This window comes from Halomonas sp. BN3-1 (assembly GCF_003056325.1).
Taxonomy (GTDB): Bacteria; Pseudomonadota; Gammaproteobacteria; order Pseudomonadales; family Halomonadaceae; genus Halomonas; species Halomonas litopenaei.
The window spans coordinates 748,451-764,989 of the sequence record NZ_PYVV01000001.1 but is presented as its reverse complement, the minus strand read 5'-3'; the positions used below and the strand labels follow the sequence as shown (position 1 = coordinate 764,989).

The 16,539-nt window shown below is 60.7% G+C and carries 2 protein-coding genes; one reads left to right on the top strand and one right to left on the bottom strand.

What is annotated here, in order from left to right; all coding sequences use genetic code 11:
* Nucleotides 1-70: 70 nt before the first annotated feature.
* A complete protein-coding gene (locus C9F12_RS03075; RefSeq protein WP_045994963.1) occupies nt 71-1,162 on the top strand; it encodes a bifunctional nicotinamide-nucleotide adenylyltransferase/Nudix hydroxylase in 1,092 nt (363 codons plus the stop codon).
* 94 nt (nt 1,163-1,256) lie between these two features.
* Here the strand turns inward: C9F12_RS03075 and C9F12_RS03070 are convergent, their stop codons facing one another.
* A complete protein-coding gene (locus tag C9F12_RS03070) occupies nt 1,257-16,475 on the bottom strand; it encodes an Ig-like domain-containing protein (RefSeq protein WP_108447919.1) in 15,219 nt (5,072 codons plus the stop codon).
* Between the last annotated feature and the right edge of the window lie 64 nt (nt 16,476-16,539).

Here is a 16,539-nt window from a genome sequence, read left to right as displayed (position 1 = left end):
TTGCGCCGGTCTGTTTGCGCCTGCCAGTCAGCGCCACCATAATGGCGGCGACGTTTTCCAGGAGCCCTCCATGCCCACCGATCTGGCCACCTCTCCGCCGCAGACCGAGTTCGACTGCCTGGTGTTCATCGGACGCTTTCAGCCCCCGCACCTCGGCCATCTGGCGGTGATTCGGGCGGCCCTCAAGCAGGCCAGACAGGTCATCGTGCTGGTAGGCTCCGCGTGGCAGGCGCGCTCACTGCGAAACCCCTGGCGTTTCGACGAACGCCGCCAGATGCTGCGCAGCGCCTTCGACGAGGACGACAACGCTCGCCTCGAGATCGTGCCGCTGCTGGATGCGCTGTACAACGACGATGTCTGGGTACACGACGTCCAGCGCAAGGTGCGCGATCTAGCCCATCCCGAGAGCGCACGGTTACCACGTATCGGGCTGATCGGCGCCAGCCGCGGTCAGTCGAGCTACTACCTGTCACTGTTCCCACAGTGGGAGTCGGTGAGCGTACCGCTGGTCGAAGCGATCTCTGCCAGCCAGATTCGAGAACGGCTATTTCGCTCCGAGGGGTCGGCGGTGGAGTATCTCTCCACCAACGCAAGCCACGATCTTCCACCGGGCGTGGTGGAACATATCCGCCGCTTCATGAGCGGCAAGCCCTACCGCCAGCTCGGAGAAGAACAGCAACTGCTCGACCAGTACCGTTCTGCCTGGGCCCAGGCACCCTACCCGCCGATCTTCGTCACCGTCTGTGCGGTTGTGGTGCAGTCGGGCCATGTGCTGCTGGTGCGGCGCACCTCGGCACCCGGCAAGGGACTCTATGCCCTGCCCGGGGGCTTCATCAGCGCCCAGGAACGACTGATGGACGCCTGCCTGCGCGAGCTGCGCGAACGCATTCGGCTGAAGGTGCCGGAGCCGGTGCTCAAGGGATCACTACGCGGTCAACGGCTATTCGACGAGCCGCACCGAAGCTGGCGTGGACGAACCCTGGCAGAAGCCTTCTACTTTGCCCTGAGACCGGATCAGAACCTGCCGAGGCTGAAACCCGTTAAGGGTGGCGACCATGCGCGCTGGGTACCCCTGGCGGAACTCGAGCCGGAAAGCCTGTTCGAGGATCACTTCTTCATCATCCAGAACTTTCTCGGGCTGCCTGCCGATCGACGCTCCTGAGGCACGCGGCAACATCCAACGGCGGTAACGACATGGCGGACAAGGGAAGCCCCCTGTCCGCCAAGTTTCCTGCTTGTGACGGCCTGGCTAACCGTCAATCGTGCTCGGTCAGCAGCGCCAGCGCCTCAAGCAGATTCGGGTCCAGGTCATTCGTCCGGTCATGGGCCCGACTGAGTTGCTCGCTGAAGCCTGGCGCGGCAACAGGGGACGATGGCTCACTTTCACTCACCTCCAGCCGGACCTTGTCCAGGTCCAGCACCAGGCGATAGTGATGCGCTTTCCCTTCACTGCCTCGACTATCGATATCCAGCGTCACCTTTTCCAGCGCCGCCGGCCGTTCGATCAGCAGCTGACCGATCGAGGGACGCTGGATCCAGTCCGGCAAGGCTCGGCCCCCGGGTAACGACACCTTGATGTCGCGTTGCCCTTCCGGCAGCTTGAGCCACGCCCGCTCGTTCTCGACCAGAGCCTCCAGGGTCGCTCGGCCATCGCTGCTTGCCCACGACGTCGCTCGCACGGCACCGGGATGAGCCAGCGACCTGGCCTCCTGCAGCATCGAGGAGTTCCAGGCACTGGATTCTCTCGGCTGATCCTTGTTTGCCACCTCCATTTCGGCGTCGGTCAGCGCCGAAATACCGTGTACTGCCGCTCTTACTGCCCCATCGGCAGACAGATCGGCAAGGCCACCAAGGCCTCCGTACTGATTGACCACCTCATCGACCATGCCATCGGCATGCATCAAGGGCCCTTCAGCATCCGACTCGACATCCTGCGACGGGACTTCGGGCGCATGGTCACCGATATAGAAGCTATCGAGGGGCTCCACCGTCACCGAGACGGTCACGTAGGTTACACCTCCCTGCCCGTCCGACACCGCGACGACAAAGCTGTCGCTGCCGGAGAATCCTGCTTGCGGCACATAGACGAAGGATCCATCCGGGTTCAGGGTAAGCTGACCGTGTCCTGGACCGTCATCCAGCGCGAAGGTGAGATCATCCCCGTCACCGTCCGAGGCCACCACCTGGCCGGCGGCCGCTTCTCCGCTGCCGGTGACGATGGGATCGGCACTGGCCACAGGGGCGCCATTGACCGGCTCCACCGAGACGTTGACAACCACGGTGGTGGTGGCACCGCTGGCGTCGGTCACGGTCACGCTGAAGCTGATATCGCCCGTGACGTCGGGATCCGGCACGAAGGTGAAGGTGCCATCCTCGTTGAGGGTGACGGTGCCGCCATCCGGCTGATCATCGAGACTGAAGGTCAGGTCGTCGCCATCCACGTCCGTGGCGACGACGCGTCCCTCCACCGGGGTATCCTCGGAGGTGACGATGGGATCAACGCTGGCGACAGGAGCGTCGTTGGCCCCCAGCACGGTGATGGTCAGCGTCGCGGTGGCAACAGTGCCATCGCTGTCGATGACGGAATAGCTGAAGGTCTCGGTCAGCGTCTGCCCAGGCTTGAGCGCGTCCACCACGGGGTTATCGTTGTCCAGCGTGAAGGAATAGCTGCCGTCCGCGTTCAGCACCAGGCTGCCGTAACGGCCCTCCACCGGCTCGCCGACGCCACCCTCGGGCGATGACTGACCTGACCCGACCGCCGTGACCATGCCATCGACGGCAACACCATCGGCACCATAGCGGTCATTGAGAATGACATTACCGGTGCAGTGGCTTCCCGGCTCGGTGCCCTCCTCGACCACCTCTGCGACGTCGTTGTCGGCGACAGGGCCATCATCGACGATGGCGATGGCCAGGGTGCCAATATTGGCCGCGGTCTCGCCTTCCACGTCGGTGACGCCGATGGTGAAACTGTCGTTGACCGCCCCGCCCGAGTGATCGGCCCTCGACGCCAGGATGTAGGTATAGCCCACCTCTCCGGTAGCCGAATCATAGTAGCGCAGCACCAAAGTCCCGTGATCGCCGACTACCTTGATGGGATGGCTGCCGCAGTCCTTGAGCTGATCCAGGCTGATGGTGCTTCCCCCCAGAGTCAGGCTTGACAGACTGTCGGCTGGCCCCAGGCTAAAGGTGCCGCTGTGGCTGAGGCCCGCGCCCTCGTGGCTGCCTCCTGTCAGACCGGCCTCGTAAACCGACCCATCGGTGGTGGCGTCGCCTGCTGAATCGCCCCCTCCTGGCTCACCGCCTCCATCCCCCAGCCCACCGACGGTCACCTTGTCGTCCACCGCTGAGACCGAAATGCTCAGGCTCGCGTCGGAGGTCAGGCCCCCATCGTCACTGACGGTATAGGTGACCAGCGGTACCTCGCCGTTGTAGTTCAGCGCCGGCACGAAACGATAGCTGCCGTTGGCGCTGATGGTAAGTTCTCCGACGCCTTCGATGACGGCGGTCTGCCCTGGCTGGAAGGTCCCCTCGAGGCCATCGACACTGAAGCCCACGACACTGAGGTGATCGCCCTCGATATCGCTGTCGTTGGACAGCAGGCCGTCTTCTGCGGTGACCACAAGAGGCGTGTCCTCGGCGATAGTGGCCATATCGTTCTCGCCCGAGGGCGCATCATCGACCGGTGTCACCGAGACATCGACCTCCACCGTGACGGTGGCGCCGGAAGGATCGGTCACGCTGACGGTAAAGCTGGTGTCTCCGTGGAAGTTCTCATCCGGGGTGAAGGTGAAGTTACCGTTCTCGTCCAGGGTGACGGTGCCACCCTCGGGCTGGGCATCCAGTGTGTAGGTGAGGTCGTCACCGTCCACATCGGTGCCGACAATCTTGCCATCGACCGGAGTATCCTCGCGGCCAGTGACCTTCTCCGCAGAAGCCTCCGGAGCGTCGTTGGCGCCACGAATGGTGATCACAAGAGTGGCGGTGGCGAGATCGCCGTCGGCATCGCGGATCTGATAGCTGAACGTATCGGTTTTCGTCTCACCGACCTGGAGCCCGTCCACCTCGCCATTGATGTTGTCCAGCGTATAGGAATAGCTGCCATCGGCGTTGAGGATCAGGCTGCCGTAGTTACCCTCCAGCGGTACCCCGACCTTGCCGTCCACGCCTACGCTGACGACCGCCCCATTGGCCGCCACGCCGTCGGCACCCGGTCGATCATTGGTCCAGACACTGCCGGTGCCGACCGCGCCGTCCTCGATGACAGTGCCGCTATCATCTGTCGCGCCAGGGCTATCATCGATGATATCGATCACCAGGGTCCCGGCATTGGCGCTGACCTCGCCCTCCACGTCGGTGACACTGATCGTGAAGTCGTCGCTGACCGGCCCGTTGGCGTGATCTGCGCTTGAGGTCAGCAGATAGCGGTAGCTGACCGTACCGGTGTTGCGGTCATAGCCATCGATAGTCAAGGTACCGTAGCGGCCTTCGATCACTATCGGCGACGACCCGCTGGCCTCGAGCTCGGCGAGGCTGATGCTGCGACTGCCCAGGGTGAAACTCGCCAGGCTATCGGCCGGACCCAGGGTAAAGCTGCCACTATGGCCAAGGCCGTTACCTTCATCGCTGCCCCCGGCCAGGCCGGCCTCGTTGACGGAGCCATCACTGATGTGGTTGCCGTCGCTGCCATCGTTACCGTCGCCCAGGCCGCCCAGGTTGACCTGGTCGTCCACCGGCGTGACCGTGATGTCCAAGGTGGCGGAGCTGGTCCCACCCTCGCCATCGCTGACGGTGTAGGTAATCGTCGGCACCGGGCCGTGGTAATTGAGGGCCGGTTCGAAACGCCAGGCGCCATCGCCCTCCACCGTCAGCTTGCCGATACCATCGATGGTGACGGTTGAACCGGCATCGGCACTCTCGCTCATGCCTTTGACGCTGAAGTCCACGACCTTCAGGCTGCCGTGATCGCTGTCGATGTCGCTGTCGTTGTCGAGCAGCCCCGGCAAACTGTCGTCGATCGAGGAGTCAATCGGCGTGTCCTCGGGAGTCGTGGCGGTCTCGCTGTCCACCACCGGCGCATCATTGTCCGGCGATACCTTGACCGTCACATCGACGACGGTGGTGCCACCGTTGCCATCGGAGACCTCGATCTGGAAGGTGATATCTCCATTGACATTGTCATCGGGGGTAAAGGTGAAGGTTCCATCGTCATTGAGCGTGACCTTGCCGCCGTCGGGCTGCTCGACAAGATCGAAGCTAAGGTCATCCCCATCGACGTCATTGGCCTCGATGGTACCGCTGACCGGAGTATCCTCCTGGGTGCTCAATGCATCGACACTGGCCGTCGGCGCATCGTTGCTCCCCTGGATGGTGATGGTCAGGGTCGCGGTGGACGTGCTGCCGTCGGCGTCGGTGATCTGATAGCTGAAGGTCTCGTTCAGCGACTCTCCCGATTGCAGAACGTCCACCGAAGCGTTGGCGTTGTCCAGGGTATAGGTATAGCTGCCATCGGCGCCCAGGGTCAGACTGCCGTACTTGCCGACAACCTCGCTACCGACACCGTCTGAGCTGACGCTGGAGCCCGGGCCCGTCGACGTCACCGTGACGGCACCATCGGCGCCCTGGCGGTCATTGGTCAACACACTACCGGTGCCGGCATCGCCATCCTCGACGACGCTGGCGGTATCCTTGGCGGCGATGGGAGCATCGTCGAGAATCTCGACCTTGAGATCCTTGGCGTAGCTCTTGGTGTCGTTACCTTGGGTATCGGTCATCGACACCTCGACGTGGTCGAATACTGCCCCCCCGGAGTGATCGGCCTGCTCGGTCAGCACGAAACGAAACGCCAGGGTGTTTTCCCGTACGTCGGCGCCATTGCCCTGTGTATAGCCGGTGATCTCGAAATAGCCGTGATCGGTCTCGATGCGTACCGAGGGATTCTCCTCGGACAACGCCGCCAACTCGCTCGGAGTAAAACTCGTGCCACCGATGGTCAGGGTTGCGAGCTGCTGCGTCACCCGGTCCACCACCGAGAATGATCCCTCGTAGATCACCTCACCCGCGTCTCCTGGGTCTGTGCCGGTGGCGCCATCCGTGTTGAGTTGAGTTTCGTCTACCTCGCCCCCTTCCGTGCCGACGACCGCCGTCGTGCCGTAGATGCGGATGGTCAGGGTGGCGGTGGCCGTGTCGCCGTCAGGATCGGCCACCGTATAGGTAAAGGTGTCTGCAACGTGTCGTCCAGGATCCAGCCACTTGACCGTGTCCGAGTCGAAATCGGGCACATAGCGGTAGCTGCCGTCGGCGTTCAGGATAAGGGTGCCGTATTCCCCCTGGAGCCCCTGGCCGACGTGGGACGCCGACGGCGCATCCGAGCCGGCGCCTACGCCGCTGATCGTCCCCCCGTCTCCGCCCAGGATATCGGCATCACCATCCATGGCATCGGGATCGTCGCCTGCGTCTCCGGTCAAGACGTTTCCATCGGCGATGCTGCTGGGTTGCCCCGGCTTGTTGATCGCATCGTCGACGTCGCTCTCGGCCTCCGGAGCATCGTCGAGGATGGCGATCGACAGGGTCCCGACATAGGTGGCCACATCACCGTCGACGTCGGTGACGTCGATCGCGAAATCGTCGCTGACCGGACCCTGGCTATGGTCGGCGTGGGTCTTGAGGGTATAGGTGTAGCTGACTTTGCCAGTGACGCGATCGTAGCCGTTGATGATGAGTTCACCATGATCACCCAGGATCTTGATCGGCGTATCTGCGCTCTTGACCAGCTGGTCAAGCGTCAAGGTCGTTCCGCCAAGGCTGATGCTGGAGAGGCTGTCCGCCGGCCCCAGGGTAAAGCTGCCAAGGTGTGAGACACCACTTCCCAGGGTGCCCGATCCCCCTGCCAGGCCAGACTCACTTACCTGCCCATCGTTGACATCGCCACCGTCACTGCCATCACTACCATCCCCCAGGCCACCGACGGTGACCTGGTCATCCACCGCCTCGACGGTGAGCGAGAGCTCTCCCGTCGTCGTCCCGCCGTTGCCATCGCTGACGCTGTAGCTGATCTTTGGCACATCACCGTGGTAGTTCAGTGCTGGCACGAAACGATAGGACCCATCGGCATTCAAGGTGAATTTGCCGACTCCCTCGATGGAGGCCGTCTCGCCCGGCTCGAAGGTTCCCGTTACGCCCTCGATGGTAAAGCCGCTGACGCTGAGACTGTCACCATCCACATCGCTGTCGTTGGCCAGAACCCCATTGTCCTTGTTGACCACCAGGGGGCTGTCTTCACTGGTGCTGTTGGTGTCCGGCGTGGCCACTGGCGTATCGTTTACCGCTTCTACCGAGACAGTGACTTCCACCGTGGTGGTGCCACCGTGGCCATCGTCTACCGTGACGCTGAAGCTGACGTCACCATTGACGTTGGCGTCGGGGGTAAAGGTGAAGGTTCCGTCGTCATTGAGCGTGACCGTCCCCCCGTCCGGCTGGGCCACCAGATCGAAGGACAGCGAATCTCCATCCACGTCACTGGCGGTGATCTTGCCAGAGACCGGCGTGTCCTCAGGCGTGGAGATCGCATCCACGCTGGCCACAGGGGCATCGTTCGCGCCCATGATGGTGATGGTCAGGGTCGCTGTGCTGGTATCACCATCGGCATCGATGATCTGATAGGTGAAGACCTCGGTCAGCTTCGCCCCCACCGCCAGCGAGTTTACCTCGGTGTTGGTGCTATCGAGCTGGTAGAGGTAGTTGCCGTTGGCATCGAGGATCAGGCTACCGTAGGAGCCGTCAACGCTGCTTCCCACACCTCCAGTCGGCGAATCCTTGCCGCTACCGACCGCGTTGACCAAGCCCTTGCTGGGGGCGCCATCGGCTCCTGCCAGGTCATTGCCGATGACCGAGCCGCTGATGTTGCCGCCGTCTTCCACGGCCTGGCCGCTATCGGCCTTGGCCACCGGTGCATCGTCGATGATGGCGATGGCCAGGGTGCCGGCATTGGCGGTGACATCTCCCTCGACGTCGGTCACCCCGATGACGAAGCTGTCGTTGATCGCACCACCACCATGGTTGGCCTTGGCCGTCAGGGTGAAGGTGTAGCTGACGATACCGGTCTTCTGGTCGTAGCCGGTGATGGTCAGCAGACCATGGGTGCTGCTGATCTTGATGGGGGTCGTGGCGCTGGCCTCCAGCTGCGCCCGAGTCATCGTTGTAGTGCCAATGGACAGGCTTGCCAGACTCTCGGCGGGCCCCAGCGTGAAGCTGCCGCTGTGTGATATCCCGCCCCCCGCCACGTCCGAGCCTGTTGCCAGCCCCGACTCCTTGACAGAGCCGTCGGTGACGGCGGTGCCGTCACTACCATCGCTACCGTCGCCAAGTCCCCCGAGGCTGACCTCGTCATCCACCGGCTTGACTGTGATAGCCAGCGCACCGCTGGTGATTCCGCCATTACCGTCACTGACACTATAGGTGATCTTCGGCACGCTGCCGTTGTAGTTGGTCGCCGGCACGAAGGTATAGGAACCGTCGGCGTTCAGCGTCAGACTGCCGACACCCTCGATAGTGGCGGTTTCGCCCGCCTTGAAGCTGTCGGTCATGCCCTCGACGGTGAACCCGCTGACGCTCAGGCTATCGCCTTCCAGGTCAGTATCGTTGGAGAGTACCCCCTTGTCCTTGGCGACCTCGAGCGTCGTGTCTTCGTTGGTCTCGGCCTTGTCATCCACTACCGTCGGGGCGTCATTGACCGGCGTCACCGTGACGCTGACCTCGACGGTGACGGTCCCACCTTTGCCGTCGGAGACGGTTACGCTGAAGGTGATGTCACCATTGACGTTGGCGTCGGGGGTGAAGGTGAAACTGCCATCCTCGCTCAGGGTGACGGTGCCACCTTCCGGCTGGGCGACCAGGTCGAAGGAAAGACTATCGCCATCCACATCCTTGGCCACGACGCTGCCGTCGACCGGGGTGTCTTCCGATGTGGTCAGGTCGTCGACGGTCGCGGTTGGTGCATCGTTTGCCCCCTTGATGGTGATGGTCAGGGTGGCGGTGCTGGTATCACCATCGGCGTCGATGATCTGATAGCTGTAGGTCTCGGTAAGGGTCTCGCCCTTCTGCAAGGCATTGACCATGGCGTTGGTGTTGTCCAGCGCATAAGCGTAGCTGCCGTCGGCATTGAGCGTCAGGGTACCGAAGCTGCCCGCAAGGCCACTGCCGACGCTTCCACCGTCGGTGGATTCGGCGACGCCGACCTTGGACACCTTGCTGCCATCGGCGCCTTGCCGGTCGTTGCTCAGGACGTTGCCTGTGGAGGCAGCGCCATCCTCGGTCACCGAACCAGTATCGGCGGTAGCCGATGGCGCGTCGTCGACGATACGGATCGACAGTGACCCGATACCCTTGGTGGTATCTCCCTCGACATCGGTCACATCGATGGCAAAGCTGTCCTTCGCCGAGCCGCTTGTGTGGTCGGCGGCGGACGTCAGGGTGTAGCGATAACTCACCGTCCCGGTCTTGCGATCATAGCCCTTGATCGTCAGGGTCCCGTGGCTGCCGCTTACCTTGATCGGCGTCGTTGCGCTGGCCTCGAGCTGGGCCAGGGAAATGGAGGAGCCTCCCAGGGTAAGGCTCGCCAGGCTGTCCGCCGGCCCCAGGGTAAAGGTGCCATCGTGGGTCAGTCCGGCGCCGTCGTCATCGACCAGTCCCGATTCCTTGACCTCGCCATCGACGCCGTCCCCGCCATCACCGAGCCCCGCCACCGACAGGCTATCGTCGACCGCATCGACCGTGATGCTCAGGGTGGCGGTGTCGCTGATACGACCGTCGCTGAGCACATAGGTCACCTCGGGCACGCTGCCATGGTAGTTGGAGGCGGGATCGAAGCGGTAGGAGCCATCGGCGTTCAAGGTCAGCTTGCCCACGCCGGCAATGGTGGCGGTTTCCCCCGCCTTGAAGCTGCCCGTCACCCCTTCGATGCTGAAGCCCGATACCGACAAGGCATCGCCGTCGATATCGCTGTCATTGGCCAGAACGCCCTTGTCCTTGCCGACGATCAGCGGCGTATCCTCTGTTGTGCTGGCGCTGTCACCGGCGGCCTCGGGCGCATCATCGACCGGGCTGACCTTGACCGTCACCTCCACCTGGGTCTTGCCACCGTGGCCGTCATCGACCGTCACACTGAAGGTGATATCACCATTGACGTTGGCATCCGGGACGAAGACGAAAGCACCGGTGTCCTTGTCGATGGTGACAGTCCCTCCTTCGGGCTGAGCATCGAGGACAAAGCTCAAGGAGTCACCTTCAGGGTCCTTGCCGACGATGGTGCCCGTCGTCTCGGCGTCTTCCGCGCAGTTGACAGTGATATCCTCCGCTGTCGGTGCGTCGTTGGCCCCCTTGATGGTGATGGTCAGGGTCGCCGTGCTGGTATCGCCGTCGGCGTCGGTGATCTGATAGGTAAAGGTCTCGGTCAGGGTCTCCCCTTTCTGCAGGGCATTGACCGCGGCGTTGGTGTTATCCAGGGTGTAGAGGTACTTGCCGCTGGCGTCCATCACCAGGCTTCCGTAGTCGCCGGTAATGCTGCTGTTCACTCCTCCGGCCGGTGCTGCGTCGCCCTTGCCGACCGCGCTGATCGCTCCGCTGTCGGCGGCGCCGTCGGCCCCCAGGGTGTCATTGGTCACGACATTGCCCGTCAACGAGCTGCCACCGGCAGCGTCCTCGCTGACGCTGCCCGTGTCGGCGCTGGCGGCAGGGACGTCGTCGACTACCAGGATGGCCAGCGTACCGGCGTTGGCAGTGCTGTCTCCATCGGTGTCCTTGGTACCGATCGTGAAGGAGTCCTTGATCGGCTCGGAGCCGTGGGCGGCTTCCGACGTCAAGGTATAACGGTAGGACACGGTACCGTCGGCGCTGTCGAACCCGGTGATCGTCAGCTCACCGTAGCTACCCGTGATGGTGATCGCGGTAGTGCCGCTGGCCTCCAGCTGAGCCCGGGTTATCATCGTGACGCCGATGGTGAGGCTGTCGAGGCTCGAGGCGGGCCCCAGGGTAAAGGTGCCCGTATGGACGCCACCACTGCCACCGGCGGCCGAACCACCGGTCAGGGCCGATTCGTTGACGCTGCCGTCGCTGCCGCCAGTGCCATCCCCAAGCCCGCCAAGCGACACGCTGTCTTCCACCGAGGCTACCGAAAGGGTCAAGGACCCGCTGGAGGTTCCCCCCTTGCCGTCGCTGACGGTGTAGGTGATCTCCGGGACGCTGCCATGGTAGTTGGGCGCCGGAGTAAAGCTGTAGGAGCCATCGGCGTTCAGCGTTAGCGTCCCCTTGCCGGGGATGCTGGCGGTCTCCCCCGCCGCGAAACTGCCAGTGACACCGGCCACGCTGAAACCGGAGACGACCAGGCTATCCCCGTCCACATCGCTATCGTTGGCCAGCAGTCCTTCGCTCTTGTCAACGCTCAGCGTCTCATCTTCCTTGGCACCGCCCTTGTCATTGGTGACCACGGGGGCGTCGTTGACGGCGGTCACGGTGATGCTGAGCGTCGAGCTGGCGTATCCTCCTGAGCCCTTGAGGGTGTAGCTGATGATCGGCAGTGCACCGAAAAAGTTCTTCACCGGATCGAACCGGTAGGCGCCGTCCTTCGACAGCGTCAGCTTGCCGATGACATTGCCGTCACTATCCTTGATGGTGTTGGCCTGCCCCAGCACCAGGGCGGTGTCGGCTACGCCGTCACCGTCGGTGTCGATGGCAGCCGAGGCGATTTCGGTGGCCCCCGCCAGGGTATCGTTGGACAACAGCCCATTGTCCTTGGTGACCACCAATGCCACGTCCTCATTGGTCTTCCCGGCGTCTACCGCCGCTGTGGGAGGATCGATACTGTCACGGTAGTCCAGGTCGAAACCGGGGGGCGAGGCGTCGCTGCCGTCGGCAGCGGTATCATCGTCGCTATCGGCCAGAGAAAAATTGCCACCGACAAGGTTCTCATCGTTGGCATCATAGCCATCATTGGCATCCGATCCCTCGAAGATATCCAGCAGACCGTCATGATCGGTGTCGGTAGTATCCGTGACAGATGAGTCGCCATCGTCGCGCTCGGCGATATCCAGCTTGCCGTCGTTGTCCGAGTCACTATCGAGGTAGTCTACGGTGCTGTCGCCATCGGTATCGACCGGCGTCAGCCCCTTGCTGGCCGTAGCGGTGGTATTGCTGGTGTCCTTGTCGTAGGCGTCATCGAGTCCGTCCTTGTCGGCATCGGTGCCCGAGGGCTTTATATAATCCTGGGTCGTCTGCGCCTCGACGTTGTCGGTGATACCATCGTTGTCGCTGTCGATATCCTTGTCATCGAAGATGCCATCGCTATCGGTATCCCTTGATATATATTGAAACGCCACTCGGTCCATGGCGTAATCGCCGTTTCCGCTACCGTTGGGATTGACCATCATCACGATGCCATAGTTGCCGGCCTTGCTCAGGTCAAACACACCGCTAAACGTCTTGAAGCTACCGCTTCCTGGAAGATCGCCGATTGGACCGTACGCCAACGTCTCGACCCTCTTCCCAGCATCAAAATCCCAGATAAATATATTATAATAATCGGTATCGGCTGAATGAGTTTTCGAAAGATCAAAACTATATCGATAGTCACCTTGTGCCAATTTATCGCCAAATTTATAGACAAGTGACTCATTGCCATCACCTGCATTTGCCAGACTATGATTTCCACTGTTTTCGCCGGGACTTATCTCATCGAAAAGCCCGCCCGTAAGAGATGAATTTGCTGAACCATTCACCCAGACAGGCTTTGTCATACTGTTCGTAAAAGGTGGGCGACTTAAATACCACCCGGAGGAATTGCCATTCGTAAACCCGCCACCCCCCACCAAATTTGGTCGACTATAGTCATATTCGTTCTCGTCGAGAATTCCATCATTATCATCATCGATATCGATACTGTTGGCAATTCCATCACCGTCAGGATCGAGGAGAGCACTATCACGATAATCAAAGTCGACCACGCCTGGCACTGCATTCGAGCCATCTGCATCGACATCGTTATCGCTATCCAAGAGGGTAAAGTCCCCGTCCTCGATCAGCTCATCGTTGGGGTCAAAACCGTCGTTGGCATCCGAGCCCTCGAAGATATCCAGCAGACCATCCTGATCGGTATCGGTAGCATCCGTGACAGATGAGGCGCCATCGTCGCGCTCGGCGATATCCAGCTTGCCGTCGTTGTCGGAATCACTGTCGAGGACATCTACGGTGCTGTCGCCGTCGGTATCGACCGGCGTCAGACCCTTGCTGGCAGTAGCAGTGGTATCGCTGGTGTTCTTGTCGTAGGCGTCATCGAGCCCATCCTGGTCGGCATCGGTACCCGAGGGCTTTATATAACCTTGGGTCGTCTGACCCTCGATGTTATCGGTGATACCATCATTGTCACTATCGATATCGAGATGATCGGCGATGCTGTCATGGTCGCTGTCCCTGGCCACGCCACCGATCCCTACCCTGACACAACCCCCTTTATTGTCGGCGGACACTTTTTCGGGGTTGTGCTGCATGCTGAGAGTCACCTCTCTGGCATCGACAACCCTTATCGACCAGTTTTTACCGTACAGGTTGCCATCTGCTCTCATAGTGAAGGTGATCGAGTTCAGGTAGACGCCTTCGGCGATATTCAAGACATTGTCTGGATCGTGGACCACGATGTAGGTATCAGGACTCGTCACAGTAAGCTGATCGTAACTATCGAAATACTTGCCAGCAGATACCTGCTTGCTGTCGACAACAAAGTCCACGACAGTATCGGACGTCAACTTGGTCGATGTCACCTTTTCGCCCGACCCAGGATAGTTGAAGTCTATCGCCCCCTGGCTTTTTCCATAACTTAGACTTCCGGAAGATGTTTCGGACGTTAATCTTACGTCAACCCCATTATAATCAATGACTGGAATCTTGCCGCTTCCGATATTGGTAGAGTCGAGTTGTACGTCTTTGGAGGTGTCCTTACCCTCGGTGACATCGAGAATACCATCATTGTCCTTATCGATATCGACAGCATCGATGACACCGTCGCCGTCACGATCTACTGTCGGGTTTTCCCGATAGTCAAAATCAACGACGAGGGGCTGTGCTGTCTTGCCGTCGTCGGGCAGATCATCGTCGGAATCCAGCAGTGCAAAGCCCGCGTCCGTGATATTTTCGTCGTTGGTGTCGAAACCATCGTTGGCATTGGTTCCCTCGAAGATATCGAGCAAGCCATCATGATCGGTATCGGTTGTATCCGAGACAGATGAGGCGCCATCGTCACGCTCGGTGATATCCAGCTTGCCGTCGTCGTCGGAGTCCCGGTCGAGGAAATCTGCGGTACCGTCGCCCTCGGTATCGACCGGCGACAGCCCCTTGCTGGCACCAGCAGCAGCATTGTCAAGCGCTGCATCGTAGGCGTCATCCAGGCCATCGCTATCGGCATCGACACCCTTGGGTGCGATGTAGTCAGCGGTAGTCTGTGCCTCGACATTGTCAGTAATGCCATCGTTGTCACTGTCGAGGTCCAGGGCATCGACAATCTCGTCCTTGTCGGTATCCTGGTACACGCCGCCAATAAGTACTCGCATGGCAGCTCCAGCATTGACGACATTTTGACCGGTATTCTCCATATTCAGGGTCATTTGTTTTACGCCCACGATACGTATCGACCAGGCCCTATTGGACTGATTAACTGTTGTCTTGTCTGAAAATGTCAGCGATCCGAAATAGATACCAGAGGTGACGTTCAATTGATTACTTGGGTCATCCACAAAAATCATGGCGCCAGGACAGTTGATCGTCACCCTATCTTTACTATCCAGCAAATACCCAGGTTTACCGTACTTAGCCTTGATCACAAAATCGACAACGGCATCTGAACTGAAGGTGATCGATGTAGGGTTCCCAGGTGCTGAATACTCGTAGCCGAACTCGCCAGGATTATCGCCAGCACTAAATTTCCCGGTATGACTGGAATCCAGCTTTACGGTTGTACCGTTATAGTCGACATCAGGAATCTCCCCTGTTGTGCCGATTTTTCCGGTATTGAAACCGATCAACTTTGAATTATCATATCCATCGCTGGCATCGGTGATACCGTCATTGTCGTCATCGATATCGAGGTGATTCGAGACACCGTCGCCATCGGTGTCGAGGCGAGCACTATCACGAAAATCCAGGTCGGAGAACCCCGCCAGCGCGCCCGCGCCATCGGCGCTGAGATCGTCGTCGCTATCCGCGAGGCTGAAGTTACCGCCAGCGACCAGTTCGTCATTGGCGTCGAACCCGTCGTCCTTGTCGCTACCCTCGAAGATGTCCAGCAGACCGTCGCCGTCGGTATCGCTCTTGTCGCTGATTCGAGAAGGCGCGCTATCGCCACGTTCAGCGATGTCGTGAATCCCGTCCTCATCGCTGTCGACATCCAGGATATCGGCTGTGCCATCCTGGTCGGTATCCACCGCAGACAAGCCGCCGCTGGCCGCTACAGAACCATCCGCACTGTCATTGTCGTAGGCGTCGTTCAGGCCGTCACCATCGGCGTCGCTACCGCCAGGCGCAATATAATCGCCGGTGGACTGGGCCTCGACGTTGTCGGTGATTCCGTCATTGTCGCTGTCCAGATCCAGCTGGTCGATGACCCCGTCTCCATCACTGTCACGCGCCCCACCAACACCAATGCGCAGGGCGCCTCCCAGGATTTCACCATCTGCTGAGGCCGGAGTCTTCATGCCTACGCTGACCTGCTGGGCGTTGACCACACGAATCGACCAGGCCTGGTCGTAGGCATCATCTGGGCTGTGCTTGACCGAAAAGGTGATACTGTCCGAGTAGGACCCGGCAGCGATCTCGAGCTCCCCATTGGGATCGTCGACGATAATGACGGCTCCGGGGCTTGAGATGGTGATCTTGTCTGGAAAGTCGAGCCAATGTCCTTCGCTCCCCTGCTTCGAGGTAACGACAAAGTCAACGGGAGCATCGGCCGTGAGACTCACTGACGCCTCTCCGTCGTCGTCACAGGTGAAATCGATCTCACCGCTGTCGTCGATGGCACTGATACTGCCGGTGTGGCTGACATCAAAGGACACGGTCGTGCCGTTGAGCTGAAGATCGGTGGCCTTGTCGCTACCGATGGTACTGGTGTCCAGCGCGGTACTGTCGTCCGTTTCACGTTCGTTGGTGTCGATCACTCCGTCGTTGTCGTCATCGATGTCATCACTATCGGCGACACCGTCACCGTCAGTGTCCTTGCCGGCGTCTCGACCCGCTGCTTGCTCCGAGGCCACCGCGGAGAGCGCCTGGGTCAGGGCATCGCTGGATTCTGCGCCCTTTTCAGATGCCGCAGCGCCATCGCTTCCCGCCGAGGCTGCCTGGTCGGCGTGATGATCCACCGCCTTCACCGTGGCCACGCCTGCGGCGTCCAGAAGTACACGGGATTCGAGCTCACGAAACAGCAGGTCGTCCTTGGACATTGTCTTCTCCTTACCTTGGATTCAGTTCTCGCGAGCGCAGCGGTGCGCCCAGGGCATTGTCTTT